The following is a 24,354-nucleotide window of genomic DNA, read 5'->3' as shown; positions in this document are numbered from 1 at the left end:
AAACAAAACGGGGCGGCACTGGCCGCCCCGTCGCAGGTAACTGAAATTCGGATTAACCGATGATTTCGATACCGCCCATATAGGGCTTCAGCACGTCCGGCACGCGGATGCTGCCATCGGCCTGCTGGTAGTTCTCCAGCACGGCGACCAGTGTGCGACCTACTGCCAGGCCGGAGCCGTTGAGGGTGTGCACCAGCTCGGGTTTTCCGGTTTCTGGGTTGCGGTAGCGTGCTTGCATGCGACGCGCCTGGAAGTCGCCGCAGTTAGAGCACGAGGAAATCTCGCGGTACTTATCCTGGCTCGGCACCCAGACTTCCAGGTCATAGGTTTTCACCGCACCGAAGCCCATGTCACCGGTACACAGCGCCAATTTGCGGTATGGCAGCTCAAGCAGCTGCAGCACACGCTCAGCGTTGGCGGTCAGACTTTCCAGCGCTTCGAAAGATTTGCTCGGCTCGACGATCTGCACCATCTCAACCTTGTCGAACTGGTGCTGACGAATCATCCCGCGGGTATCACGACCCGATGCGCCGGCTTCGCTACGGAAGCACGGGGTGTGCGCAACCAGCTTGAGTGGCAGCTGCTTAGGGTCAAGGATCTCGCCCGCGACGATATTGGTCAGCGACACTTCAGCAGTCGGGATCAGGTAAAGATCGGCTTCGCCTTCGCGGCTGATCTTGAACAGGTCTTCCTCGAACTTCGGCAGCTGGCCGGTGCCTTGCAGCGCCGGCGCCTGCACCAGATAAGGCGTGTAGGCTTCTTCGTAGCCGTGCTCGCTGGTGTGCAGGTTGATCATAAATTGAGCTAGGGCGCGGTGCATGCGGGCGATGGGCCCGCGCAGCACGGCAAAGCGCGCGCCAGAAAGTTTGGCGGCGGTCTCGAAATCCAGCCAGCCGTGCTGCTCGCCGAGGGCAACGTGATCCTGAATCGGGAAGTCGAAGCTGCGCGGCGTGCCCCAGCGCGACACCTCAACGTTACCTTCTTCGTCTGCACCAACCGGCACCGACTCATGCGGTAGATTGGGGATATTCAGCAGCAGGTTGTCGAGCTCGGTCTGGATGCTGTCGAGGTCACGTTTACCCTGCTCCAGATCGCTGCCCATCTGGTCCACTTCCGCCAGCAGCGGCGCGATGTCTTCACCGCGCTGCTTGGCCTGGCCTATGGATTTGGAGCGGCTGTTGCGTTCGGCCTGTAGCTGCTCGGTGCGGGTCTGCAGTGTCTTGCGCTGGGCTTCTAACGCTTCAAAACGCGCAACATCGAGGACAAAGCCACGGGCGGCAAGACGCTCGGCCACTTCATGGAGCTGGGTACGAACGAGTTTGGAATCAAGCATGTTCTGGTCTCAACACTTCACAAGGGTTTGCATGGCTTTGGCCATGGCGCGCAATGCCGCGCAGTTTAAGGCTTTAGCGGGGGGAAGTGCCAATCGACAACGCCGTTACTGAAACAGGCGCGCCAAGCTAAGTCCCGCCCAGGTCGCTAGCAGGCTACCCAACACGCTGACTGCCGCATAGCCCAGGGCCAACGGTAGCTGACCGCTCTCCAGCAGGCGCACGGTGTCGAGGGAAAAAGATGAAAAGGTGGTCAGGCCGCCGAGAAAGCCAACAATCAGCCCCGCGCGCAACTCCAGCGGCAGCTCAGGGCGCAGCAGGAACAGGCCATACAGGTAGCCGATCAGCAGGCAACCGAGAATATTCACCGCCAGGGTCGCGCCGTAGAAGTGCTGCGGCCAGTTTGCGCTGACCCAGTTGGCCGTGGCGAAGCGCAACAGCGTGCCGAACATACCGCCCAGGGCTACGGCAACCACTACACCGATCATGGTTTTCTCCGTTGCCGAGGGCTGTTACGGTCCTGGTTTTTCAAGTGCTGCAGCTTGTCGCGAATCTTCAGTTCCAGGCCACGCGGCACTGGCTGGTAGTACTCGCGCGGCTCGAAGGTTTCCGGAAAGTAATCTTCCCCCGCCGCATAGGCATCAGGCTCATCGTGGGCGTAGCGATATTCATCGCCATACCCCAACTCTTTCATAAGTTTGGTCGGTGCATTACGCAGGTGCAGTGGGACTTCCTGCGAGCCATGCTCGGCAGCGTCACGCTTGGCGGCGTTGAAGGCGTTGTAGACCGCATTGCTTTTCGGCGCGCAGGCGAGGTAGACAATCGCCTGAGCCACTGCCAGCTCGCCCTCGGGACTGCCCAGGCGCTCTTGTACATCCCAGGCGTTTAGGCACAGGGTCAGCGCCCGAGGGTCGGCGTTGCCGATGTCTTCGCTGGCCATGCGCACCACGCGCCGGGCGATATACAGCGGATCACAGCCGCCATCGAGCATGCGCGCAAACCAGTACAGCGCGCCGTCGGGGCTGGAGCCGCGTACGGATTTGTGCAGCGCCGATATCTGGTCGTAGAAGGCTTCGCCGCCCTTGTCGAAGCGCCTACGAGTATCGCCAAGCAGATCGAGTAACAACTCACTGCCGATCTCGCTGCCGTCTTCGGCAAGGTCCGCAGCGTTCTCCAGAAAGTTGAGCAAACGCCGACCATCACCATCGGCGGCGGCTTGGAGAATCTTGAAGCTTTCTTCCGGCAGGCTAAGTTGGCGCTCGCCCAGGCCCTTTGGGTCGCTCAAGGCGCGATCGACCAGTTTGCGCAGCGCACTTTCATCCAGGCTTTTCAGCACGTATACGCGGGCGCGTGAAAGCAAGGCGTTGTTCAGCTCGAACGAGGGATTTTCCGTGGTGGCGCCGATAAAGATCAGCGTGCCGTCTTCCACGTAAGGCAAGAAGGCATCCTGCTGCGACTTGTTGAAGCGGTGCACTTCATCGACAAACAGGATGGTCTGACGGCCATATTGCGCGGCATGCTGCTGCGCGACTTCCACGGCCTGACGAATCTCCTTGACCCCGGAAAGCACCGCAGAAATCGTCTCGAAATGCGCATCAGAAACCTGCGCCAGCAGCCGCGCCAGGGTGGTCTTACCGACGCCTGGCGGACCCCAGAAGATCATCGAGTGCAGCGCGCCCTGCTCCAGCGTTTCACGCAAGGGTTTGCCACGGGCCAGCAAGTGCTCTTGGCCGACGTACTCATCCAGGCTGGCTGCACGCAAACGGGCAGCCAGGGGTTGAGCAACGGGAGCCTTGCGAAACAGATCCATGACTGCGGTTTAACGCCTCTGCTTTGAGCTTTCTACTCTTGAATCACGTCCGCGCCGGCCGGAATCTCGAAAGTGAACTGCGCATCGTCCTGTGGCTCATTCATTTTCACGTTGAGGAAAAGAATGTTGGTGCGCTGGCCGATGCTGTCGATCAGTTGCATGTCGTTGAGCACCTTGTTGCGGAACGACAGACGCAGGCTGTCGAACAGAGTGTCCTTGGATTTTGGCTTGAGAATAAAGTCGACCACGTTGCCACCCTCTTTGTGGCTGATCTCGAAGTTCTCACGGATCTTCGACACATCACCGGACAGCAGCAGCGCCGGGGTGTGGGTCAGGCGCTGATCGAGGGTCTGAATGGTCACCTGTTGCAGGTCCGGGTCATACAGCCAGACCTTCTCGCCGTTGGAAACCAGCAGCTGCTCCATCGGCGCATCGGTGTGCCAGCGGAACAGACCCGGACGTTTCAGCGCGAGCTGGCCAGCAGTTTCCTGCAGCTGGGTGCCGCTGCCGTCGAGGGTCAGCTGGGAAAAGCGTGCGTTGATGGTCTGCGCCTGGTTAAGCAGCTCGGTCAAACGCTGCACGGCAACTTCATCGTCGGCCATGGCGGCAACGCTGGTAAAACTCAGTACGGTCAGCAACAACATGCGAATCAGGCGCATGGGACTCCTTATCAGATCGGGCTAGGCGTTAATCGCGAACGGGGCTTGGTGCTATGACCTCGCGAGAGCCATTGGTGTTCATTGAGGTGACGACGCCGGCCATTTCCATGGCCTCGATCATCCGTGCGGCTCGGTTGTAGCCGATCTTCAGCTTGCGCTGCACCGCAGAAATAGAGGCGCGGCGACTTTCCAAAACGAAATTGACTGCTTCGTCGTAAAGCGGATCGGACTCGCTGCCTTCACTGCCTTCGCCGCTGCCACCCTCAAAGCCGCTACCGGACTCTTCAGCGCCGGCCAGGATGTCATCGATATAGTCAGGCGTGCCGCGCTGTTTCCAAGCCTCAACCACGCGGTGTACTTCCTCGTCGGAGACGAAAGCGCCGTGCACACGAATCGGTAAGCCGGTGCCCGGCGGCATATAGAGCATGTCACCGTGGCCCAGTAGCTGTTCGGCGCCGCCTTGGTCGAGGATGGTGCGCGAGTCGATCTTGCTCGATACCTGGAACGCCATACGGGTCGGGATGTTGGCCTTGATCAGACCGGTGATCACATCCACCGAGGGGCGCTGGGTCGCGAGAATCAGGTGAATCCCCGCGGCACGGGCTTTCTGCGCAATACGCGCAATCAGCTCTTCAACCTTCTTGCCGACGATCATCATCATGTCGGCGAACTCGTCGACCACCACCACGATGGTCGGCAGGGTTTTCAGCAGCGGCGCTTCGTCATGCATGCTTTCGCGCTTGTACAGCGGATCGCTCAGCGGCTCGCCCGCCTCTTCGGCGTCTTTGACCTTGCGGTTAAAGCCGGCCAGGTTGCGCACACCCATCTTCGACATCAGCTTGTAGCGACGCTCCATCTCGGCCACCGACCAGCGTAGGGCGTTGGCGGCTTCCTTCATGTCGGTCACCACCGGGCAAAGCAGGTGCGGAATGCCTTCGTAGATCGACAGTTCGAGCATTTTCGGGTCGATCATGATCAAACGCGCCTCTTCCGGCGTGGACTTGAACAGAATCGACAGGATCATTGCGTTGACCCCGACCGACTTACCCGAGCCGGTGGTGCCGGCTACCAGCAGGTGGGGCATCTTCGCTAGATCGGTGATCACCGGTTTGCCGCCGATGTCATGGCCTAGGGCCAGGGTAACCGGCGACTTGGCTTCGTCGTACTCGGGCGACGACAGCACTTCGGAGAAGCGCACGATCTGCCGGTCTTCGTTGGGGATTTCGATACCGACGGTGGTCTTACCCGGAATTACTTCCACCACGCGTACGCTGATGATCGCCATTGAACGCGCAAGGTCCTTGGCCAGGCCGGAAATGCGGCTGACCTTAACCCCTGCTGCAGGCTGGATCTCGAAACGGGTAATCACCGGGCCCGGATGAACCGACTCGACGATAACCTCGACGCCAAACTCCTTGAGCTTGATCTCAAGCAGGCGCGACATGGCTTCCAGGTATTCGGGTGAATATTTCTTCTGAACTTTCTCTGCCACATCGAGGATCGAAATCGGCGGCAGGCTGCCGGCCAGAGCGCTGTCTTCAAACAGGTTGACCTGTTTCTCTTTCAGCACGCGTTTGCTCGGCTCAGGCGCTTTCGGCGCGGCTGGCGGGGTGATCACCGGGGCTGGGCGGTTGACCCGTTCACTCATGTGTTTGTTCAGCGATTCTTCGCGCTCAATCAGGCGTTCTTTGACCTTGGCCTGTTCGCGGCGATCCAGCACGATCGGCGCGGAGACTTCACTGACGCGCTCATCGACCTCACGTAGCTGCGCCACCAGCTGCTTACGCTCAACCCGCGCACTCCACCAGCGGTTGGCCAGACTCTGGATCAGCTCGATCAGATCAAGAGTGATTTTGCCGGTCAGGTCCATCACCTTGAACCAGGACAGATCGGTAAACACCGTTAGACCGAAGAGAAACAGCGCAATCAGCAGCAGCGTACTGCCTTGCACATTCAGCGCATTGATCGCCAGCGCTCCGAGGCTTTCACCCAGCGCGCCACCTGCGGAGGCCGGCATGCTTGAGCTGGCGTGAAAATGGATATACGCCAGCGCGGCACCGGACAACACCAGAAAAACCAGGCCAATCAGCCGCCAGGAGAATAGCCAGCCACTCCACTGCCATGGCTGATGGCGGGCGCGGAACACCTGCAGGGTTTTTACTGCCAACAGCAGAGGGAATAGATAGGCGAAATAACCCAGCGCCATAAACAGAATGTCGGCAAACCATGCACCGGCACGGCCGGCGGCGTTCTGTACCTGCTCAACATTGCTGGTGTGGGTCCAGCCCGGATCGGCCGCATCGTAGGTCAGCAGAGCCATCCATAGATAAAGGCAGAGTGCGCCCAGGCCAATCAGCGCGCCTTCTTTGAGTCGATAAGGCAGCTGCTGACGCCAGAGAGGGGCTTGTGCGGTTGGGCTAGATTTCTTCAAAACGCATCTGTTCCTGCGCCAGAGGCGCCGAATAATTGGTTAACGGCAAAATATGCTGCGATTGTACGGGTTTAACCGCACGATACCAGACCGAGCTGTATGCATAAACAGTTACGGCGGTTGACTCCCGCTCTTCGCCCGCTTCGGTGTAGCATATCCGCCAATATCTTCCGTGCGGCTCAATTGGAGCATGCATTCTCTTTTGTGACAAAGGCTTATGAGGTGTTTTTATGAGCGAAGTCAAGCATTCACGCTTGATCATCCTGGGCTCCGGCCCTGCCGGTTATAGCGCTGCCGTTTACGCTGCCCGCGCCAACCTCAAGCCTGTGATCATTACTGGCATTCAGCCCGGCGGTCAGCTGACCACCACCACCGAAGTGGACAACTGGCCTGGTGATGTTGAAGGCCTGACCGGCCCAGCGCTGATGGAGCGCATGCAAAAGCATGCCGAGCGCTTTGAAACCGAGATCGTCTACGACCACATCCACACCGCCGAGTTGCAGTCGCGCCCTTTCACCTTGAAGGGCGACAGCGGCACCTACACCTGCGATGCGTTGATTATCGCCACGGGCGCATCGGCGCAGTACCTGGGCCTGCCGTCCGAAGAGGCGTTTTCCGGCAAGGGCGTATCGGCGTGCGCCACCTGCGATGGCTTCTTCTATCGCAATCAGGTGGTCGCGGTGATTGGCGGCGGCAATACCGCAGTCGAAGAAGCGCTGTACCTGTCGAATATCGCCAAGGAAGTGCACCTGGTGCATCGCCGCGACAAGCTGCGATCGGAGAAGATTCTTCAGGACAAGCTGTTCGAAAAAGCAGCCAACGGCAACGTGGTGCTGCACTGGAATCACGCTCTTGAAGAAGTGCTGGGTGACAACACGGGTGTTACCGGCGCGCGCCTGAAAGATACGCAGAGCGGCGTGAGCAAAGATCTGCCTCTAGCCGGCGTATTTATCGCCATCGGCCACAAGCCCAATACCGAGCTGTTCCACGGCCAGCTGGAGATGCGCGACGGCTATCTGCTGATCAAGGGTGGCAATGAAGGCAATGCCACCGCTACCAGCATTGACGGTGTGTTTGCGGCGGGCGACGTGGCTGACCACGTTTACCGCCAGGCCATTACTTCTGCCGGTGCTGGCTGCATGGCCGCGCTGGATGTCGAGAAATTCCTCGACGACAATTGATCCACTCAGGGCGGACGCACACTCCGCCCTGCCCTCCTCTGTCCAATTTCGGCCCTGCACATGCTGACGTGGCTGCAACGCGACTCACTGGATTTCCCGCCCCTCAATAAAGCCCTGCGCGAGCCCAACGGGCTGTTGGCGGCGGGTGGCGATCTGCGCCCCGCGCGTTTGATCCAGGCTTATCGCCACGGTTGCTTCCCTTGGTTTCAGGATGGCCAGCCGATTCTCTGGTGGTCGCCCGACCCGCGTACCGTGATGCTGCCTGACAAACTGCATGTCTCGCGCAGCCTCGCCAAGGTGCTGCGTCAGGGCCGTTATCGGGTGACCTTCGATCAGGCTTTCGCCGCCGTCATCCGCGCTTGCGCCGCACCGCGCAGCTATGCGGCTGAAACTTGGATCACCAGCCCTATGCAGGACGCCTACTTGGAACTGCACAGGCGCGGTATCGCTCATTCAGTTGAGGTCTGGCGCGATAGCGAGCTGGTTGGCGGGCTCTATGGCCTGGCTATGGGCCAGCTATTCTTTGGCGAGTCGATGTTCAGTCGCGCGGACAACGCCTCCAAAGTGGGCTTCGTCACGCTGGTTGAACACTTAAAGAACTGGGGCTTTGTGCTGATCGACTGCCAGATGCCAACCGAGCATCTGCTCAGTCTCGGCGCTCAGACGATTTCCCGTACCGAGTTTGCCGGCTACCTGAGCGACCATCTTGATCAATCCAGCCAGGCCGACTGGGTCGCCTAGGCGAGTTTGCCAGCCTGGCTTACACTTAATTCAAGACCGATCCCGAGAGTCGATCATGACTGAGCTGGCCCGCCTGAAGTTTTATGCCACTCAACCGCACCCCTGCAGCTATCTGCCCGATGAGCAGGCGACAACCCTGTTCCTCGACCCCAGCCAGCCCATGGATGCGGATGTTTATGCTGAGCTTTCGGAAATGGGCTTTCGTCGCAGCGGCGACCACCTCTATCGCCCGCACTGCCAACGCTGCACCGCCTGCGTCCCAGCGCGCATCCCTGCCGCGCAGTTCAGCCCGAATCGCCAGCAACGGCGCATTTTTAAGCGTAATCAGGACATTCAGGTTCGCCTGGTGCGCCCGGCATTTACCGAAGAGTATTACGCGCTGTACGTGCGCTACATTGAGCAGCGGCACGCCGACGGCGATATGTACCCGCCCAACCGCGAGCAATTTTCGACCTTTCTGGTGCGTGATCTGGTTTTTTCACGTTTCTATGAATTCCGCCATGACAACCGCCTACTGGCAATCGCCGTGACCGATGTACTGCCCAATGGGCTGTCGGCGGTTTACACCTTTTACGAGCCAGGCGAGGAACGGCGCAGCCTCGGGCGCTTTGCCATCCTCTGGCAAATTGCCGAAGCGGCGCGTTTGGGACTGCATGCGGTCTATCTGGGCTACTGGATCAAGAACTGCCGCAAGATGAGTTACAAGACCCAATACCGGCCGATTGAGCTGTTCGTCAATCAACGCTGGGTCAGTCTTAACTGAAGCCCTTGGCGCAAACCCCAAATTTCGGGCACAATGCACGCCGCTTTTGCCTGGCGCCAGTTGCACCGGGCCATTCATTGGATACCGAGGGCTTTACTGCATGTCGAAAGAAGACAGCTTCGAAATGGAAGGCACTGTCGTCGACACCCTGCCCAACACCATGTTCCGTGTGGAGTTGGAAAATGGGCACGTCGTTACTGCGCACATCTCCGGAAAGATGCGCAAAAATTACATCCGCATTCTGACTGGCGACAAAGTTCGCGTTGAACTTACGCCTTATGACTTGAGCAAAGGCCGCATTACTTACCGCGCCCGTTAACAGGCAAGCGAAAACTCAGTTTTCCGGCATCTGTTACACCAAGCTCCAGTAAAAAAGCCCGGCAAAGCCGGGCGTTTTTGTGCGCGCAAGAAAACTACGCCTAGGCCATTTCCGCCGTGGTTTCAAAATCGAAGGTCAACTCACCACCTTCAATGTCGATATGCACCACACCGCCGTGCTCAGACAACTCTCCAAACAGAATCTCTTCCGCCAGCGGACGCTTGATCTTGTCCTGGATCAGGCGCGCCATCGGCCGAGCGCCCATCTGCACGTCATAGCCACTTTCTGCCAGCCAGCTACGGGCTGCATCGCTGACCTCCAGCGTGACACGCTTGTCCTCAAGCTGCGCCTGCAGTTCGGTGAGGAACTTGTCGACGATGCTTTTGATCACTTCGTGGCTCAGGCGGCCGAACTGGATAATGGTATCCAGGCGGTTACGGAACTCCGGAGTGAAGCTCTTCTTGATCACTTCCATGGCATCAGACGAGTGGTCCTGATGGGTAAAGCCAATGGATGCCCGCGCTGCTGTTTCAGCACCGGCGTTAGTGGTCATGATCACGATCACGTTGCGGAAGTCCGCCTTGCGGCCGTTGTTATCGGTCAGGGTGCCGTGATCCATGACCTGCAGCAGCAGGTTAAAGACTTCCGGGTGAGCCTTTTCGATCTCATCGAGCAGCAATACGCAGTGCGGCGTTTTGGTGATAGCCTCGGTTAACAGACCGCCCTGATCAAAGCCGACATAGCCCGGCGGTGCACCGATCAGGCGCGACACAGTGTGGCGCTCCATGTACTCGGACATGTCGAAACGAACCAGCTCAACGCCCATGGCCTTGGCCAGCTGGCGAGCGGCTTCAGTTTTACCAACACCCGTAGGGCCGGCAAACAGGAAGGAGCCCACCGGTTTGTCAGGTGCCTTGAGTCCTGCACGCGACAGCTTGATCGCGGTCGACAGCGAGTCAATCGCAGCGTCCTGACCAAACACAGTGAGTTTCAGGTCGCGCTCAAGGTTGCGCAGCAGTTCTTTGTCCGAGCTGCTGACGTGTTTTGGCGGAATACGGGCAATTTTCGCCACGATATCTTCGACCTGCGCCACATCGATGCGGGTCAGGCGTTTTTCTAGCGGCTGCAAGCGCTGATAGGCCCCTGCCTCATCAATTACATCAATCGCCTTGTCCGGCATATGCCGATCATTGATATAGCGCGAGGCCAGCTCAGCAGCCGCACGCAGGGCCTCGTCGCTGTATTCGATGCTGTGGTGCTGCTCGAAGCGACCTTTCAGGCCACGCAAGATGCCAATGGTGTCTTCCACTGAGGGCTCAACCACATCGACTTTCTGGAAGCGCCGAGCGAGGGCGCGGTCTTTCTCAAAGATGCCGCGGAACTCCTGGAAAGTTGTGGAGCCGATGCAGCGAATCTCACCCGATGAAAGCATGGGTTTAAGCAGATTGGAGGCATCCATGACACCGCCTGATGCAGCGCCCGCACCAATGATGGTGTGGATTTCATCAATAAACAGAATTGCATGTGGGCGCTTGCGCAGCTCATTCAGCAGCGCCTTAAGGCGCTTCTCAAAATCACCACGGTACTTGGTGCCGGCCAGCAGTGCGCCAAGGTCCAGCGAGTAGACCACGCTGTCCGCAAGTAGATCGGGTACCTGATTATCGACGATGCGCTTGGCCAGGCCTTCGGCGATGGCAGTTTTACCCACGCCAGCCTCACCCACCAATAGCGGATTGTTCTTACGGCGACGCGCGAGAATCTGCGCCACACGCTCTACTTCTGACTCGCGACCGACAAGCGGATCAATGCGGCCCTGGCGAGCGAGTTCGTTCAGGTTACTGGCATAAGCATCCAGCGGATTGCTCGAGCTGGAGGACTCGCCGCCCTCGTCGTCCTGCATTTCCTGTTCGGTTTCAGAATGGCCACCATGGCCCGGTACCTTGGAGATGCCGTGGGCAATAAAGTTGACCACATCGATACGTGCGACGCTTTGCTGCTTAAGTAAAAATACCGCCTGACTTTCCTGCTCGCTGAAGATTGCTACCAGTACGTTGGCACCGGTCACTTCACGCTTGCCGGAACTCTGTACGTGGAACACCGCGCGCTGCAGAACGCGCTGGAAACCCAGCGTAGGCTGCGTTTCGCGCTCTTCATCGTGTTGTGGGATTAGCGGCGTGGTGGAGTCGATAAATTCCTGCAGATCATGCCGCAGCTTGTCCAGGTTGGCCCCACACGCGCGCAGCACGCTGGCAGCGGCCTCGTTATCCAGGAGGGCCAGCAGCAAGTGCTCAACCGTCATAAACTCATGACGCTTGGTACGAGCCTCCTTGAAAGCCAGATTGAGGGTGACTTCGAGCTCTCGATTTAACATAGCTTCACCTCATGCCCAAGTGGCCGGCGTTAACCGTCCTTCTCTATTTCACAGAGTAGCGGATGCTGGCTCTCTCTCGCATATTGATTCACCTGTGTCGCTTTGGTTTCAGCAATATCTCGGGTAAACACTCCACACACTGCCCGCCCCTCTGTATGGACGGTCAGCATGATTTTGGTCGCCATCTCTCGATTCAGGTTGAAAAACACCTCGAGAATCTCGACCACGAAATCCATGGGCGTGTAGTCGTCGTTAAACAAAATCACTTTATACATAGGAGGCGCCTGCAGGGCGGGCTTGGATTCCTGAACGGCTAAGCCGAAGGAATCGTCCTCATGCTCTGCGGGGCGATCCTGATTGAATGTTAGTCGAATCTGGCTACGTGCATGCATGCTGAATAGCTTCATTGATGGGCGAATAGTCTGTGCTAGACAGAGTTTGAACGGCTTCTCAGCCAGTTACAGCATTGCCTTGACTATCGGCAAAACGGTGTTACAAACAATGAATACCCACTGTGGGTATTAAGGGGTTTCACAGCTTTACTGGCTTACGTCAAGCAAAGCGTGGAATTGAAGTGGATGATACTCCAGTGATGGAGTCCTTTGCAGAGGGATATCAGCATGGTTAGCGGTAAGGTCAAGTGGTTCAACAACGCCAAAGGCTATGGGTTCATCCTGGCCGATGGTCGAGATGAGGACCTGTTCGCCCACTACTCGGCAATCCAGATGGACGGCTATAAAACGCTGAAGGCTGGCCAGCCGGTAAGCTTCGATATTATTCAAGGTCCAAAAGGACTCCACGCCGTAAACATCAGTGCGGCTACTGCCGCCAGTGAAGCGCCCGCCGCTGTCAAGCAACACCAGGGCTCAACGGTTGAAGTCTGATTAGAGTTATCTGGGCAGTTAATCGCCCACAAAAAAGGCCGGTCATATGACCGGCCTTTCTTTATGTGACTGATTTGCTTACATGTGCGAAATCAGTGCATCACCGAATGCCGAGCAGGACAGCAGCTTGGCACCGTCCATCAGGCGCTCGAAGTCGTAGGTCACGGTTTTGGCACCGATGGCGCCATTTGTACCCTTGATGATCAGATCAGCCGCTTCGGTCCAGCCCATGTGGCGAAGCATCATTTCGGCGGAGAGGATCAGTGAGCCTGGGTTCACCTGGTCCTTGCCCGCGTACTTCGGTGCAGTACCGTGAGTAGCTTCGAACATCGCAACGGTGTCGGACAGGTTGGCACCTGGAGCGATACCGATACCACCGACTTCAGCCGCCAACGCGTCGGACAGGTAGTCACCGTTAAGGTTGAGGGTGGCGATTACGTCGTACTCGGCCGGACGTAGCAGGATCTGCTGCAGCATGGCGTCGGCGATGGCGTCTTTGACAATGACATTCTTGCCGGTTTTCGGGTTCTTGAACTGCATCCAAGGACCGCCATCGAGCAGGGTTGCGCCGAATTCTTCAGCGGCAATTTCATAGGCCCACTCTTTGAAGGCACCTTCGGTGAACTTCATAATGTTGCCTTTGTGCACGATGGTCAGCGAGTCGCGGTCGTTATCGACGACGTACTGCAGCGCTTTACGTGCCAGACGCTTGGTACCTTCTTTGGAAACCGGCTTAACGCCGATACCGCAGTCTTGGTCGAAGCGAATCTTGGTTACACCCATTTCCTCTTTGAGGAACTTGATCACCTTAGTTGCTTCTGGCGAGCCAGCTTTCCACTCAATACCGGCGTAGATGTCTTCCGAGTTCTCGCGGAAGATGGTCATGTCGACGTCGCCAGGCTTCTTCACCGGGCTTGGCACGCCTTCGAACCAGCGTACTGGGCGAAGGCAGACGTACAGGTCAAGCTGCTGACGCAGCGCAACGTTGAGGGAGCGGATACCGCCACCGACTGGTGTGGTCAGCGGACCCTTGATGGAGACGACGTAGTCTTTGACTGCATCCAGGGTTTCCTGAGGCAACCAAGTGTCCTGGTCGTAAACCTGAGTGGCTTTCTCGCCTGCGTAAACTTCCATCCAGGAGATCTTGCGTTCACCGCCGTAGGCTTTCTGTACGGCAGCATCAACGACTTTGATCATCACCGGGCTGATATCGACACCGATGCCATCACCTTCGATAAAGGGGATGATTGGATTGTTCGGTACGTTCAGGGATGTATCGGCATTGACGGTGATTTTGTCACCGGTGGCAGGCACCTGGATCTTTTGGTATCCCATGCTGGACTCCGTCTTGTGGTTAAAACAGTCATATCGCCCCAGAGTAACCCACTTGAATCGGGCGAAACCATATGTTCGTTGGTCTTATGCGCCAAGGCATTCTGCGACGCGTTAGCGCGGTGGTATACTTTGCAGATGACTCACAGGTCATAAGGCGCGGATCGTTTAAACAGGTTGTCCGCCTCTTGAAACCGTCGAACTGCTACAGCGCTTCAACGGCTCGAAACGTTCAACACTCTACTGGTGCATCCAACATCACCGCGGCAAGTCCTCGACTTCTGGCTCATCCATTTGAGCCTCAGCGCTTACCTGCGCATATCGAGTGGCTATGCACGCTCAGCAAAGAAGAGAGTTCACTCAGAATGTCCACCCCCTCGAAGATCATCTACACCTTCACCGACGAAGCCCCAGCCCTTGCGACCTATTCGCTTCTGCCTATTGTAGAAGCCTTCGCAGCCTCTGCTGAGATTGCCGTCGAAACACGCGACATCTCTCTTGCAGGGCGCATCCTCGCAAGCTTTGCCGACCAGTTGGATGCTGACAAGCAAATCGCCGACGACCTCGCCAAGCTGGCTGTACTGGCCACCTCGCCAGATGCCAATATCATCAAATTACCGAACATCAGCGCCTCGGTGCCGCAGCTCAAAGGCGCAATCGCCGAGCTGCAAGCCCAGGGCTATAACGTCCCGAACTTCCCGGAAGACCCGCAAACTGACGCCGAGAAAGACGCCAGTGCCCGCTACAGCAAGGTACTTGGCAGCGCAGTAAACCCCGTGCTGCGTGAAGGCAACTCCGACCGCCGCGCACCTGCCGCAGTCAAAGCCTTCGTGCGTAAGCATCCGCACTCCATGGGCAAGTGGAGCATGGCCTCGCAATCCCATGCTGATTACATGCGCGGTGGCGATTTCTTCTCCAGCGAGCAGTCGATCACCATGGCTAAGGCCGGTGATGTACGCATCGAGTTTGTCAGCAAGAACGGTCAGGTCGTGGTCAAGAAGCAGCTCGCCCTGCAGGAAGGCGAAGTCTTCGACAGCATGTTTATGAGCTGCCGCAAATTGCGTGAGTTCTTCGAGAAGACCCTGCAGGACTGCAAGGAAACCGGCGTGATGTGGTCCCTGCACGTCAAAGCGACCATGATGAAGGTCTCCCACCCGATCGTCTTCGGCCACGCCGTCAGCGTCTACTACAAAGATGTATTCGACAAATACGGCGAGCTGTTCAAAGAGCTGGGCGTCAACCCGAACAACGGCATCAGCAGCGTCTACGACAAGATCAAATCCCTGCCCGCCTCGCGCCAGGAAGAAATTCTCGACGACATCCATGCTTGCTACAGCCATCGCCCGGAAATGGCCATGGTCGACTCGGTCAAGGGCGTCACCAACCTGCACATCCCGAGCGACGTAATCGTCGACGCCTCGATGCCAGCGATGATTCGCAGCTCCGGGCAGATGTGGGGCAAGGATGGCAAGCTCAAAGACACCAAAGCGGTGATGCCGGAAAGTACCTACGCACGCATCTACCAGGAAATGATCAACTTCTGCAAAACCAACGGCGCGTTCGACCCGACCACCATGGGCAGTGTGCCGAACGTCGGTCTGATGGCCCAGAAGGCCGAAGAATACGGCTCCCATGACAAGACCTTCGAATTGACCGAAGGCGGCATCATGCGTGTCGTAGCAGCCGACGGCACTGTGCTGATGCAGCATGAAGTCGAAGCCGGCGACATCTGGCGTGCCTGCCAGACCAAAGATGCGCCGATCCGCGACTGGGTCAAGCTGGCCGTGACACGCGCTCGCCAGTCCAACACCCCGGCAATCTTCTGGCTGGACCCGGAGCGCGCCCACGACCGCGAACTGCAGAAGAAGGTTGAAGCCTATCTGCAGGAACATGACCTGACCGGTCTAGACATCCGCGTTATGGACTACAACCAGGCCATTCGCGTCAGCATGGAGCGTTTGATTCGTGGCCAGGACACCATTTCGGTAACCGGCAACGTACTGCGCGACTACCTGACAGACCTGTTCCCGATCATGGAGCTGGGCACTTCGGCCAAAATGCTCTCCATCGTCCCACTGATGGCCGGTGGCGGCATGTACGAAACCGGTGCTGGCGGCTCCGCACCCAAGCACGTTCAGCAGCTGATCGAGGAAAACCACCTGCGCTGGGATTCGCTCGGTGAGTTCCTGGCTCTGGCGGTTTCCCTGGAAGAAACCGGAATCAAAACCAACAACCCGAAAGCCAAACTGCTGGGCAAAACCCTCGATGCAGCCACCGGCAAACTGCTGGACAACAACAAGTCTCCATCGCGCAAAACCGGCGAGCTGGACAACCGTGGCAGCCACTTCTACCTGGCGCTGTACTGGGCTCAGGAGCTGGCCGTACAGAATGATGATGCCGAGTTGAAAGCGCAGTTCGCGCCATTGGCCAAAAACCTGACCGAGAATGAAGCAACCATCGTTGCCGAACTCAGCGCCGTGCAGGGCAAACCCGTGGAAATCGGCGGCTACTACCGCTCCAACCCGCAACTGACCAGCCAGGTCATGCGCCCAAGCGCGACCTTCAATGCCGCACTCGCTGCGCTGAACTAAGACGTAGCCCCCTGCGCCCTCGGGCGCAGCAACACCACAAACCCCGGCCACGTGCTGGGGTTTGTGCATTCAGAGCAGAGAGAATCAGGATAAGATCGCTTTTTCCCATAAATAGGTAGCACGCTCATGCAGTGGCAGCCTCACATCACCGTGGCTACGGTCATCGAAGACCAAGGCCGTTTTCTGTTGGTCGAAGAAATTGCCGAAGGCCGCGCTGTATTCAACCAACCAGCCGGCCACTTGGAGGCCAACGAGAGCCTGTTACAGGCGGCGCTGCGCGAAACCCTTGAGGAAACCGGCTGGGATGTCGAGCTGACTGGCGTTACTGGCATTTACCTGTATACCGCCCCCAGTAACGGCATCACCTACCAGCGCGTGTGTTTTGCCGCCAAACCCTTGCAGCAGCGGCCCAATTATCCGCTGGATGACGGCATTATCGGCCCGCGCTGGCTAAGCCGTGACGAGCTGGCCGCGCAGCCCGAGCGCTGGCGCAGCGAGCTGGTATTGCGTTGCATTGATGACTACCTGGGCGGCCAGTGTTTTCCCTTGAGCCTGATCCGCGATTAACGGCCACAGCTCTACGCCTGCTAGAATCGCCCTCTTTTTAAGCCCGTGCCCAGTATCCCCATGTCAGATCCAACTACTCAGCGCGTAATCGTCGGTATGTCCGGCGGCGTCGACTCCTCGGTTTCAGCCCTGCTCCTGCTTGAACAGGGTTATCAGGTCGAAGGCCTGTTTATGAAGAACTGGGACGAAGACGACGGCACCGAATACTGCACCGCCATGGATGACCTGGCTGACGCCCAGGCCGTGTGCGAGAAGATTGGTATCAAGCTGCACACCGCCAACTTTGCTGCCGAATACTGGGACAACGTGTTCGAGCATTTCCTCGCCGAATACAAGGCTGGACGCACACCGAACCCAGACATCCTGTGTAACCGCGAAATTAAGTTCAAAGCCTTCCTCGACTACGCCCTGATGCTCGGCGCCGACCTGATCGCCACCGGCCACTACGTGCGCCGCCATGATATCGACGGGCGCACCGAGCTGCTCAAGGGCCTCGATCCGAATAAGGATCAGAGCTATTTCCTGCATGCGGTCGGTGGCGAGCAGATCGCCAAGACACTGTTCCCGGTCGGCGAGCTGGAAAAGCCAGCGGTGCGTGCCATCGCAGAGAAATATGCGCTGGCCACGGCGAAGAAGAAGGATTCCACCGGCATCTGCTTTATCGGCGAGCGTCGTTTCAGCGACTTCCTCAAACAGTATCTGCCAGCTCAGCCCGGCAATATCGAAACCACCGAAGGCGAAATTATCGGCCGTCATCACGGCCTGATGTACCACACCATCGGTCAGCGCCAGGGACTGGGCATTGGCGGTTTGAAAGACGCCAGTGACGAGCCCTGGTATGTCCTGCACAAGGACCTGACGCGCAATGTGCTGGTGGTTGGTCAGGGTAATGAACACCCATGGCTGTTCAGCCGCGCCCTGCTCGCCTCGGAAATTTACTGGGTCAACCCGATTGATCTGAGCACGCCGCGTGAGCTGACGGCCAAGGTGCGCTATCGCCAGAGCGATCAGACCTGCACGTTGGAGAAAACCGCCAGCGGCTACCGCGCTGTATTCAATGAACCGCAGCGCGCCGTGACCCCGGGCCAGTCCGTGGTGTTCTACGACGGTGAAATCTGCCTGGGTGGCGGCGTGATTGAAACCGCTGAACCCTGGACTGCGCGGGAGCAACGGGCATGAATCCAATCCGCGAGCAACTGATCGCCCTCGGCGCGGTATTCGAATCAGCCGTATTGGTCGACAAGCTGGCGCGTACCGGCCAGATCGGCGAGCCCGCCGTAGCCTGCATGATCAACAGCCTGCTAGTACGCGACCCGAAGGACACTCTGGACGTTTACGGCGGCGATGACCTCAACCTGCGTGATGGCTACCGCGCGCTGGTCAGCGCCCTGGAGCGCGACCCGGCCAGCCTGCAACGTGATCCATTGCGTTATGCCTTGGCCCTGCTCGCGCTGGAGCGTCAGCTGGATAAGCGCGGCGATATGCTGCAAGTCATGGGCAGCCGCCTTGATCAAGTACAGCAGCAGGTTGAGCACTTCGGCCCGACCCATGAAAACGTGATATCCAACTGCGCCAGCCTGTATCAGGACACCATCAGCACCTTCCGCCAGCGCATTCAGGTGCAAGGCGATATGCGCCACCTGCAACAGACCAACAATGCCGCGAAGATCCGTGCGCTACTGCTCGCCGGCATTCGCTCGGCGCGCCTGTGGCGCCAACTGGGCGGCCATCGCTGGCAGATGGTGTTCAGTCGTAGCAAGCTGCTCAAGGAACTTTACCCGCTGCTGCGGTCTTGAGCGCATGAGCACGCGCTCGGTCAAGCCGCTGCAGGGCGCTGCCTTGCTGGCACTTTCCGCTTTGCTGTTTTCCCTGATGGGCGTGGGCATTCGCGAAGTGTCGGTCAGCGTCAACAACGAGTCGGTGGTGTTCTTTCGCAACCTGGTCGGCGTGCTGTTCTTTATGCCGCTGGTCTTGCTCAAGGGGGTTGGCCCGCTCAAGACCACCCGCTTGAAGTCTCACCTGTGGCGCACCACCTATGGCCTGGCGGCGATGTACTGCTTCTTCTACGCCATTGCCCACCTGCCACTGGCCGACGCGATGCTGTTCACCTACTCGGCGCCGGTATTCACCCCGCTGATCGCCTGGTGGTGGCTAAAAGAGCCGCTCAGTAAACGCATGCTGCTAACCACTGGCATCGGCCTGGTTGGCGTACTGTTGGTGGCCAAACCCTCCGCTGCATTGCTCGACAGTCAGGCCCTGATCGGCCTTGCAGCCAGTGTGCTGGCCGCATTCGCCTTTGTCTCTATCCGCGAAATGAGCGACACCGAGCCGGCTTTTCGCATCGTCTTCTACTTTTCCCTGTTCAGTGCACTGATCTCGGCCATCCCGCTGACCTGGGCCTGGCAACCGATGACCCAGCATGAGCTGGTCTTGCTCCTAGTGATCGGCCTGCTGGCCACTGCCAGTCAGATCATCATGTCCAAAGCCTATGGCCTGGCACCACCAGGGCTGATTGGCCCCTTCGCCTACCTGGCGATTGTGTTTGCTGGGCTGATTGCCTGGCTGCGCTGGGGTGAAACCCCGGATTTGACCTCGCTGATCGGTGCGGCGTTGATTTTCAGCGCCAGCCTGCTGTCGATTGCTCGAAGTAAACGCGGCTGAACGGTCGCAGCCAATCGCGATTCAGCGGCCAATTTCATGTATGATACGCGCCCTTTTCAATGCCCGATTGTCCGAGAACGCCTCCCATGCAGCTTTCCTCGCTCACCGCGGTTTCCCCCGTCGATGGCCGCTACGCCGGCAAAACCAGCGCACTGCGCCCGATCTTCAGCGAATACGGTCTGATCCGTTTCCGCGTACTGGTTGAGGTCCGCTGGTTGCAGCGCCTGGCCGCCCACGAAGGCGTCGCCGAAGTCGCGCCCTTCTCCGCCGAAGCCAACGCCGTGCTCAATGAGCTGGCGGACAACTTCGCTGTCGAGCATGCCGAGCGCGTCAAGGAAATCGAGCGCACCACCAACCACGACGTCAAAGCCGTGGAATACCTGCTCAAGGAACAAGCGGCCAAACTGCCTGAGCTGGACAAGGTCAGCGAATTTATCCACTTCGCCTGCACCAGCGAGGACATCAACAACCTGTCCCACGCGCTGATGCTGCGCGCTGGTCGTGACGACGTTCTGCTGCCGCTGATGCGCCAGACAGCCGAAGCCATACGCGAACTGGCGATCAAATTCGCCGACGTGCCGATGCTCTCGCGCACCCACGGTCAGCCGGCGTCGCCGACTACCCTTGGCAAGGAACTGGCTAACGTGGTCTACCGCCTCGAGCGGCAGATCGCTCAGATCGCAGCCGTGCCATTGCTAGGCAAGATCAATGGCGCCGTGGGCAACTACAACGCCCACCTCTCGGCTTACCCGCAGATCGACTGGGAAGCCAACGCTCGCCAGTTCATCGAAGGTGACCTGGGCCTGCAGTTCAACCCCTACACCACGCAGATTGAGCCGCACGACTACATCGCCGAGCTGTTCGATGCGATTGCCCGCTTCAACACCATCCTGATCGACTTCGATCGCGATATCTGGGGCTATATCTCCCTGGGTTATTTCAAGCAGCGCACCATCGCTGGCGAAATCGGCTCCTCGACCATGCCGCACAAGGTCAACCCGATCGACTTCGAAAACTCCGAAGGCAACCTGGGTATCGCCAACGCGCTGTTCCAGCACCTGGCCAGCAAGCTGCCTATCTCGCGCTGGCAGCGCGACCTGACCGACTCCACCGTGCTGCGTAACCTCGGTGTCGGCTTCGCTCACAGCGTTATCGCTTACGAAGCCAGCCTCAAGGGCATCGGCAAGCTGGAGCTGAACGAAGCACGCATCGCCGCCGATTTGGACGCTTGCTGGGAAGTGCTTGCTGAGCCGATCCAGACCGTAATGCGCCGTTACGCTATCGAGAACCCCTACGAAAAGCTCAAGGAACTGACTCGCGGCAAGGGCATCAGCCCCGAAGCGCTGCAGACCTTTATCGATGGCCTGGACATGCCAGCAGAAGCCAAAGCCGAGCTCAAGCTCCTGACCCCTGCCAGCTACATCGGCAACGCGGTCGCTCAGGCCAAGCGCATCTAACCGGCAACAGCCTCCCAGACGCCCGGCTGCGCCGGGCGTTTTTATTTATGGGTATTTACTTACTTCAAGGGCTTAGCGATGAATCCTGATACTCCGCTGCAACTGTTGGGTGGCCTTACTGCTCGCGAGTTCATGCGTGACTACTGGCAGAAGAAACCCCTGCTGGTACGCCAGGCCATTCCCGGTTTTGAGAGCCCTATTTCCCCCGACGAGTTGGCCGGCCTGGCGCTGGAAGAAGAAGTCGAATCGCGCCTGGTCATCGAACATGGCGAGCGCCCCTGGGAGCTGCGCCGCGGCCCGTTCGCAGAAGACGCCTTTGCCGATCTGCCTGAGCGCGACTGGACCCTGCTGGTGCAGGCAGTCGACCAGTTCGTTCCGGAAGTGGCTGAACTGCTGGAAGAATTCAAATTTCTGCCCAAGTGGCGCATCGATGACGTAATGGTCAGCTTCGCCGTGCCAGGTGGCGGCGTGGGCCCGCACTTCGACAACTACGATGTGTTCCTCTTGCAGGGTTACGGCAAGCGCCGCTGGCAGGTCGGTCAGGTGTGCGATTCCGACAGCCCAATGCTGCAACACGCGGATCTGAAGATCCTCGCTGAATTCGTTAAAACTGAAGAATGGGTTCTGGAACCCGGCGACATGCTCTATCTGCCGCCGCTTCTGGCCCACTGTGGTACCGCTGAGGATGACTGTATGACGTACTCCGTAGGCTTCCGTGCGCCAAGCGCAGCTGAAGTTCTCACCCATTTCACCGACTTTCTCGGCCAGTTCCTGCCTGACGAAGAGCGCTACAGCGACGCTGACGCGCAGCCGACCAGCGACCCGACGCAGATCCAGCGAGACGCCCTGGATCGCCTCAAGGCCCTACTCACCGAACACATGAGCGATGAGCGGCTGCTGATGACCTGGTTCGGCCAGTTTATGACCGAACCCAAGTATCCAGAGCTGATTGCCGGCATCGAGATCGACGAAGAAGGCTTCCTCGGCAGCCTGGAAAATGGCGCAATCCTGATCCGCAATCCCAGCGCGCGCATGGCCTGGTCAGAAGTCGGTGACGACCTGGTGCTGTTCGCCAGTGGCCAGAGCCGCCTGCTGTCTGCCAGCCTGCGTGAACTGCTGAAGCTGGTGTGCGCGGCCGACGCCCTGCATATCGAAAACCTCGGCGCGTGGCTCGCCGATGACGAAGGGCGTAACCTGTTGGTTGAACTGGTCAAACAAGGCAGCCTGGAGTTTGCTGATGAGTGAGATACAGGTTCGTCTGGCGGACTGGCAGAAGGACAACGCTGACCTGCGGCGCATTCGCGAAACCGTGTTTATTGCGGAACAAGCAGTGCCGCCGGAGCTCGAATGGGATGCCGAAGACGCCGATGCCGTGCATTTTCTAGCGTTGGAAGGCGATTACCCGATCGGCACCGCACGGTTATTGCCTGATGGTCATATTGGTCGGGTGTCGGTGCTCAAGGACTGGCGCGGTCTGAACGTGGGCGTCGCGTTGATCCAGGCGGTGATCGCCGAAGCGGAAAAACGCGGCCTGACGCAACAAATGCTCAGCGCCCAGGTGCACGCTACTGCCTTCTATGAAAAGCTCGGGTTTGCCATCGTCAGCGGGGAATACCTCGACGCCGGCATCCCCCACGTGGACATGGTGCGTCATAGCGCCTAGAGGCCAAGATGAACGACGAAAACGCCCCGAGTGACCCTACCGAGCCGGTGGAGCCCATAGAGCTCCCTGCCATCGAGTTTCAGTCACCGGGGCGTTTTGCTGTGCACAATCCGGGCAGCCCCAGCCCGGATAGCCCACGAGCGGAGCCGGCGCCATTTACCCTCGGCGCACATACCACGCTGGAACGCTTCAGCCAGCCTGAACAAGCTCGCTCCCACGCACTGGCCCTGTTGCAACAAGCACAGCGCAGCCTGTGCATCTACAGTCACGACCTGGAGCCTTGGCTCTATCACCACAGCAGTGTGCAAGACGCCTGCACGCGTTTTCTGCTGGCCAGCCCGCGCAACCAACTGCGCATTCTGCTGCGCGACCCAAGCCGTGCAGTCAAGGAAGGCCACCGCCTGCTCAGCCTTTCGCGCCGGCTATCAAGCAACCTGCAGATCCGCAAGCTGCACCCGGACTACCCTAGTGAGGAGCTGGCGTTTCTGTTGGCCGATGATCGCGGCTTGCTGCTCTTGCCAGAAATTGGCCAGGCCAGCGGCTATGCCCTGTACCAAGACCCCGGCCGCAATCGCCAGCGCCGTGCACAATTTGATCAAGCCTGGGACACCAGCATCACCGACGCTGATTTACGGAGTTTTCTGCTATGAAGGTTCGCGCCCTGCTCGCCGCCGCGCTGTTGAGTTGTAGCCTGTCCCTAAGCGCCGCTACCGAAGTGATTCCGCTGAATTTCCGCACGGCTGATGAGGTACTCAGCGTGGTGCAATCGGTGCTCGGCCATGAGGGCAAGGTCAACGCCTATGGTAACCAGCTGATCGTCAATGCTGAACCGGCGAAGATTGCCGAAGTGCGCGCCCTGCTGCAGCAACTCGATACCGAGCCACGCCGCCTGCTGATCAGCGTCGACACCAATGAATCGGGCTTTCAATCCGATCGCGGCTACCGCGCCGATGGCACGATCAGCGCGGGCGATGCCGAGGTGCAGATCGGCCAGGGTGAAATCAATGGACGCGATCAGGTGCGCATCATTCGCCGCAGCACCGACAGCCGTAGCGGTGGAACTCAGCAGGTGCAGGCCACCGAGGGCTACCCTGCTTTAATTCAGGTTGGCCAGAGCGTCCCCCTGACCACCCGAGGCCGTGATGCCTACGGCCAGCCTTACAGCAACACCCAGTACCGCAATGTAACCCGTGGGTTTTACGTCACTGCCAGCCTCAGTGGCGAGTTGGTGCACATCAACATCAGCAGCAACCGTGACCGTCTCAGCCAGGCGCAGCCAGGCGCTATCGATGTGCAGAGCACCGATACGCGGGTCAGTGGCCGCGTAGGCGAGTGGATCAGCATTGGCGGCGTTAGTGAGCAGAGGCAGGGCGAGCAAGGCGACTTTATGCGACATCGCTCGACCCAGGGCCGCGAAGACATGAGCATGCGTGTCAAAGTCGACGTGGTGAACTAAATCTCGCAGCACCCTCGCACTGGGCCGCCCTGGCCCAGTGCCGATAACCGCTCATCGGTTGATCTTCGCCGCTGCCGCAAAGCAAATATCTCGCCGCCATTGCCCAACCCCGCAAGCCGCCGGATAGAGCCGTAAAG

24 protein-coding genes are annotated in these 24,354 nt (G+C 58.7%); 15 read left to right on the top strand and 9 right to left on the bottom strand.

Annotation, left to right across the window (positions count from 1 at the left end; translation table 11 throughout):
- Positions 1-52 precede the first annotated feature (52 nt).
- From serS to CUR33_RS15810, 6 genes are all read right to left on the bottom strand, one after another.
- The gene (serS, locus tag CUR33_RS15835; RefSeq protein WP_282875998.1) at positions 53-1,333 is read right to left on the bottom strand and encodes a serine--tRNA ligase; all 1,281 of its coding nucleotides are present in this window, start codon (positions 1,331-1,333) and stop codon (positions 53-55) included.
- Positions 1,334-1,438: 105 nt separating this feature from the next.
- The gene (crcB, locus tag CUR33_RS15830; RefSeq protein ID WP_289240267.1) at positions 1,439-1,819 is read right to left on the bottom strand and encodes a fluoride efflux transporter CrcB; all 381 of its coding nucleotides are present in this window, start codon (positions 1,817-1,819) and stop codon (positions 1,439-1,441) included.
- Complete coding sequence (locus CUR33_RS15825) at positions 1,816-3,141, bottom strand: replication-associated recombination protein A (RefSeq protein WP_289240266.1); 1,326 nt, start codon at positions 3,139-3,141, stop codon at positions 1,816-1,818. The genes crcB and CUR33_RS15825 overlap by 4 nt, the downstream gene beginning before the upstream one ends.
- A gap of 32 nt (positions 3,142-3,173) precedes the next feature.
- On the bottom strand, positions 3,174-3,800 hold the full coding sequence (gene lolA / locus CUR33_RS15820) for an outer membrane lipoprotein chaperone LolA (protein WP_167144629.1): 627 nt from the start codon (positions 3,798-3,800) through the stop codon (positions 3,174-3,176).
- Between the two features lie 28 nt (positions 3,801-3,828).
- The gene (gene ftsK, locus CUR33_RS15815; protein WP_090253686.1) at positions 3,829-6,231 is read right to left on the bottom strand and encodes a DNA translocase FtsK; all 2,403 of its coding nucleotides are present in this window, start codon (positions 6,229-6,231) and stop codon (positions 3,829-3,831) included.
- Positions 6,218-6,493, bottom strand: a complete 276-nt coding sequence (locus tag CUR33_RS15810) for a hypothetical protein (protein WP_289240265.1) — start codon at positions 6,491-6,493, stop codon at positions 6,218-6,220. Before CUR33_RS15810 ends, ftsK begins: the two co-directional genes overlap by 14 nt.
- Between CUR33_RS15810 and trxB the strand changes: the two genes are divergently transcribed.
- The 4 genes from trxB to infA all read left to right on the top strand — a co-directional run bounded on the left by trxB (position 6,462) and on the right by infA (position 9,235).
- Entirely contained in the window at positions 6,462-7,412 is a 951-nt protein-coding gene (gene trxB, locus CUR33_RS15805; protein ID WP_289240264.1) for a thioredoxin-disulfide reductase, read from the top strand. The two genes, CUR33_RS15810 and trxB, sit on opposite strands and share 32 nt — an antisense overlap.
- Positions 7,413-7,472: 60 nt before the next feature.
- Positions 7,473-8,153 (top strand): leucyl/phenylalanyl-tRNA--protein transferase, encoded by a 681-nt coding sequence (aat, locus tag CUR33_RS15800; RefSeq protein WP_289240263.1) that lies wholly within the window; start codon positions 7,473-7,475, stop codon positions 8,151-8,153.
- A 55-nt stretch (positions 8,154-8,208) separates the two neighbouring features.
- Positions 8,209-8,916, top strand: coding sequence for an arginyltransferase (locus CUR33_RS15795; RefSeq protein WP_289240262.1), 708 nt, complete (start codon positions 8,209-8,211; stop codon positions 8,914-8,916).
- A gap of 100 nt (positions 8,917-9,016) precedes the next feature.
- Complete coding sequence (gene infA, locus CUR33_RS15790) at positions 9,017-9,235, top strand: translation initiation factor IF-1 (RefSeq protein WP_002553999.1); 219 nt, start codon at positions 9,017-9,019, stop codon at positions 9,233-9,235.
- 100 nt (positions 9,236-9,335) lie between these two features.
- Here the strand turns inward: infA and clpA are convergent, their stop codons facing one another.
- Positions 9,336-11,606, bottom strand: coding sequence for an ATP-dependent Clp protease ATP-binding subunit ClpA (gene clpA, locus CUR33_RS15785; RefSeq protein ID WP_289240261.1), 2,271 nt, complete (start codon positions 11,604-11,606; stop codon positions 9,336-9,338).
- Positions 11,607-11,635: 29 nt separating this feature from the next.
- On the bottom strand, positions 11,636-11,998 hold the full coding sequence (clpS, locus tag CUR33_RS15780; protein ID WP_090253676.1) for an ATP-dependent Clp protease adapter ClpS: 363 nt from the start codon (positions 11,996-11,998) through the stop codon (positions 11,636-11,638).
- Positions 11,999-12,226: 228 nt separating this feature from the next.
- Between clpS and cspD the strand changes: the two genes are divergently transcribed.
- On the top strand, positions 12,227-12,490 hold the full coding sequence (gene cspD / locus CUR33_RS15775; protein WP_090386463.1) for a cold shock domain-containing protein CspD: 264 nt from the start codon (positions 12,227-12,229) through the stop codon (positions 12,488-12,490).
- Between the two features lie 78 nt (positions 12,491-12,568).
- Here cspD and icd read toward each other — a convergent pair whose 3' ends face one another.
- Positions 12,569-13,825 carry an NADP-dependent isocitrate dehydrogenase gene (gene icd / locus CUR33_RS15770; RefSeq protein ID WP_090253672.1) on the bottom strand — a complete coding sequence of 419 codons (1,257 nt, stop codon included), beginning with the start codon at positions 13,823-13,825 and terminating at the stop codon, positions 12,569-12,571.
- Between the two features lie 362 nt (positions 13,826-14,187).
- Here icd and CUR33_RS15765 point away from each other — a divergent pair, with 362 nt between their 5' ends.
- The 10 genes from CUR33_RS15765 to CUR33_RS15720 all read left to right on the top strand — a co-directional run bounded on the left by CUR33_RS15765 (position 14,188) and on the right by CUR33_RS15720 (position 24,217).
- Positions 14,188-16,413: an NADP-dependent isocitrate dehydrogenase gene (locus CUR33_RS15765; RefSeq protein WP_289240260.1), complete on the top strand. Its 2,226-nt coding sequence runs from the start codon at positions 14,188-14,190 to the stop codon at positions 16,411-16,413.
- Positions 16,414-16,539: 126 nt separating this feature from the next.
- Positions 16,540-16,980, top strand: coding sequence for an NUDIX hydrolase (locus CUR33_RS15760; protein WP_289240259.1), 441 nt, complete (start codon positions 16,540-16,542; stop codon positions 16,978-16,980).
- A gap of 60 nt (positions 16,981-17,040) precedes the next feature.
- On the top strand, positions 17,041-18,159 hold the full coding sequence (gene mnmA / locus CUR33_RS15755; protein WP_289240258.1) for a tRNA 2-thiouridine(34) synthase MnmA: 1,119 nt from the start codon (positions 17,041-17,043) through the stop codon (positions 18,157-18,159).
- Positions 18,156-18,776, top strand: coding sequence for a high frequency lysogenization protein HflD (gene hflD, locus CUR33_RS15750; protein ID WP_090253665.1), 621 nt, complete (start codon positions 18,156-18,158; stop codon positions 18,774-18,776). The genes mnmA and hflD overlap by 4 nt, the downstream gene beginning before the upstream one ends.
- 4 nt (positions 18,777-18,780) lie before the next feature.
- Complete coding sequence (locus tag CUR33_RS15745; RefSeq protein WP_289240257.1) at positions 18,781-19,641, top strand: DMT family transporter; 861 nt, start codon at positions 18,781-18,783, stop codon at positions 19,639-19,641.
- Positions 19,642-19,727: 86 nt separating this feature from the next.
- A complete protein-coding gene (gene purB / locus CUR33_RS15740; protein WP_289240256.1) occupies positions 19,728-21,098 on the top strand; it encodes an adenylosuccinate lyase in 1,371 nt (456 codons plus the stop codon).
- A 78-nt stretch (positions 21,099-21,176) separates the two neighbouring features.
- Positions 21,177-22,343, top strand: coding sequence for a ribosomal protein uL16 3-hydroxylase (locus CUR33_RS15735; RefSeq protein ID WP_289240255.1), 1,167 nt, complete (start codon positions 21,177-21,179; stop codon positions 22,341-22,343).
- Entirely contained in the window at positions 22,336-22,761 is a 426-nt protein-coding gene (locus tag CUR33_RS15730) for a GNAT family N-acetyltransferase (RefSeq protein ID WP_090253657.1), read from the top strand. Before CUR33_RS15735 ends, CUR33_RS15730 begins: the two co-directional genes overlap by 8 nt.
- 8 nt (positions 22,762-22,769) lie before the next feature.
- Positions 22,770-23,411 carry a DUF7931 domain-containing protein gene (locus CUR33_RS15725; protein ID WP_090253655.1) on the top strand — a complete coding sequence of 214 codons (642 nt, stop codon included), beginning with the start codon at positions 22,770-22,772 and terminating at the stop codon, positions 23,409-23,411.
- Positions 23,408-24,217, top strand: coding sequence for a secretin N-terminal domain-containing protein (locus CUR33_RS15720; protein WP_289240254.1), 810 nt, complete (start codon positions 23,408-23,410; stop codon positions 24,215-24,217). The genes CUR33_RS15725 and CUR33_RS15720 overlap by 4 nt, the downstream gene beginning before the upstream one ends.
- Positions 24,218-24,354: the final 137 nt, after the last annotated feature.

Origin of the sequence: Pseudomonas sp. FEMGT703P (genome assembly GCF_002786345.1) — a bacterium.
Taxonomy (GTDB): Bacteria; Pseudomonadota; Gammaproteobacteria; order Pseudomonadales; family Pseudomonadaceae; genus Aquipseudomonas; species Aquipseudomonas peli.
The sequence above is the reverse complement of the archived record's forward strand: the minus strand, read 5'-3'. Positions and strand labels throughout refer to the sequence as shown.

What these genes read in the sequence shown, in the direction of transcription:
- serS (WP_282875998.1), bottom strand. Translation starts at nt 1,333, where the DNA reads ATGCTTGATTCCAAACTCGTTCGTACCCAGCTCCATGAAGTGGCCGAG.
- crcB (WP_289240267.1), bottom strand. Translation starts at nt 1,819, where the DNA reads ATGATCGGTGTAGTGGTTGCCGTAGCCCTGGGCGGTATGTTCGGCACG.
- CUR33_RS15825 (WP_289240266.1), bottom strand. Translation starts at nt 3,141, where the DNA reads ATGGATCTGTTTCGCAAGGCTCCCGTTGCTCAACCCCTGGCTGCCCGT.
- lolA (WP_167144629.1), bottom strand. Translation starts at nt 3,800, where the DNA reads ATGCGCCTGATTCGCATGTTGTTGCTGACCGTACTGAGTTTTACCAGC.
- trxB (WP_289240264.1), top strand. Translation starts at nt 6,462, where the DNA reads ATGAGCGAAGTCAAGCATTCACGCTTGATCATCCTGGGCTCCGGCCCT.
- CUR33_RS15810 (WP_289240265.1), bottom strand. Translation starts at nt 6,493, where the DNA reads ATGATCAAGCGTGAATGCTTGACTTCGCTCATAAAAACACCTCATAAG.
- aat (WP_289240263.1), top strand. Translation starts at nt 7,473, where the DNA reads ATGCTGACGTGGCTGCAACGCGACTCACTGGATTTCCCGCCCCTCAAT.
- CUR33_RS15795 (WP_289240262.1), top strand. Translation starts at nt 8,209, where the DNA reads ATGACTGAGCTGGCCCGCCTGAAGTTTTATGCCACTCAACCGCACCCC.
- infA (WP_002553999.1), top strand. Translation starts at nt 9,017, where the DNA reads ATGTCGAAAGAAGACAGCTTCGAAATGGAAGGCACTGTCGTCGACACC.
- clpA (WP_289240261.1), bottom strand. Translation starts at nt 11,606, where the DNA reads ATGTTAAATCGAGAGCTCGAAGTCACCCTCAATCTGGCTTTCAAGGAG.
- clpS (WP_090253676.1), bottom strand. Translation starts at nt 11,998, where the DNA reads ATGCATGCACGTAGCCAGATTCGACTAACATTCAATCAGGATCGCCCC.
- cspD (WP_090386463.1), top strand. Translation starts at nt 12,227, where the DNA reads ATGGTTAGCGGTAAGGTCAAGTGGTTCAACAACGCCAAAGGCTATGGG.
- icd (WP_090253672.1), bottom strand. Translation starts at nt 13,825, where the DNA reads ATGGGATACCAAAAGATCCAGGTGCCTGCCACCGGTGACAAAATCACC.
- CUR33_RS15765 (WP_289240260.1), top strand. Translation starts at nt 14,188, where the DNA reads ATGTCCACCCCCTCGAAGATCATCTACACCTTCACCGACGAAGCCCCA.
- CUR33_RS15760 (WP_289240259.1), top strand. Translation starts at nt 16,540, where the DNA reads ATGCAGTGGCAGCCTCACATCACCGTGGCTACGGTCATCGAAGACCAA.
- mnmA (WP_289240258.1), top strand. Translation starts at nt 17,041, where the DNA reads ATGTCAGATCCAACTACTCAGCGCGTAATCGTCGGTATGTCCGGCGGC.
- hflD (WP_090253665.1), top strand. Translation starts at nt 18,156, where the DNA reads ATGAATCCAATCCGCGAGCAACTGATCGCCCTCGGCGCGGTATTCGAA.
- CUR33_RS15745 (WP_289240257.1), top strand. Translation starts at nt 18,781, where the DNA reads ATGAGCACGCGCTCGGTCAAGCCGCTGCAGGGCGCTGCCTTGCTGGCA.
- purB (WP_289240256.1), top strand. Translation starts at nt 19,728, where the DNA reads ATGCAGCTTTCCTCGCTCACCGCGGTTTCCCCCGTCGATGGCCGCTAC.
- CUR33_RS15735 (WP_289240255.1), top strand. Translation starts at nt 21,177, where the DNA reads ATGAATCCTGATACTCCGCTGCAACTGTTGGGTGGCCTTACTGCTCGC.
- CUR33_RS15730 (WP_090253657.1), top strand. Translation starts at nt 22,336, where the DNA reads ATGAGTGAGATACAGGTTCGTCTGGCGGACTGGCAGAAGGACAACGCT.
- CUR33_RS15725 (WP_090253655.1), top strand. Translation starts at nt 22,770, where the DNA reads ATGAACGACGAAAACGCCCCGAGTGACCCTACCGAGCCGGTGGAGCCC.
- CUR33_RS15720 (WP_289240254.1), top strand. Translation starts at nt 23,408, where the DNA reads ATGAAGGTTCGCGCCCTGCTCGCCGCCGCGCTGTTGAGTTGTAGCCTG.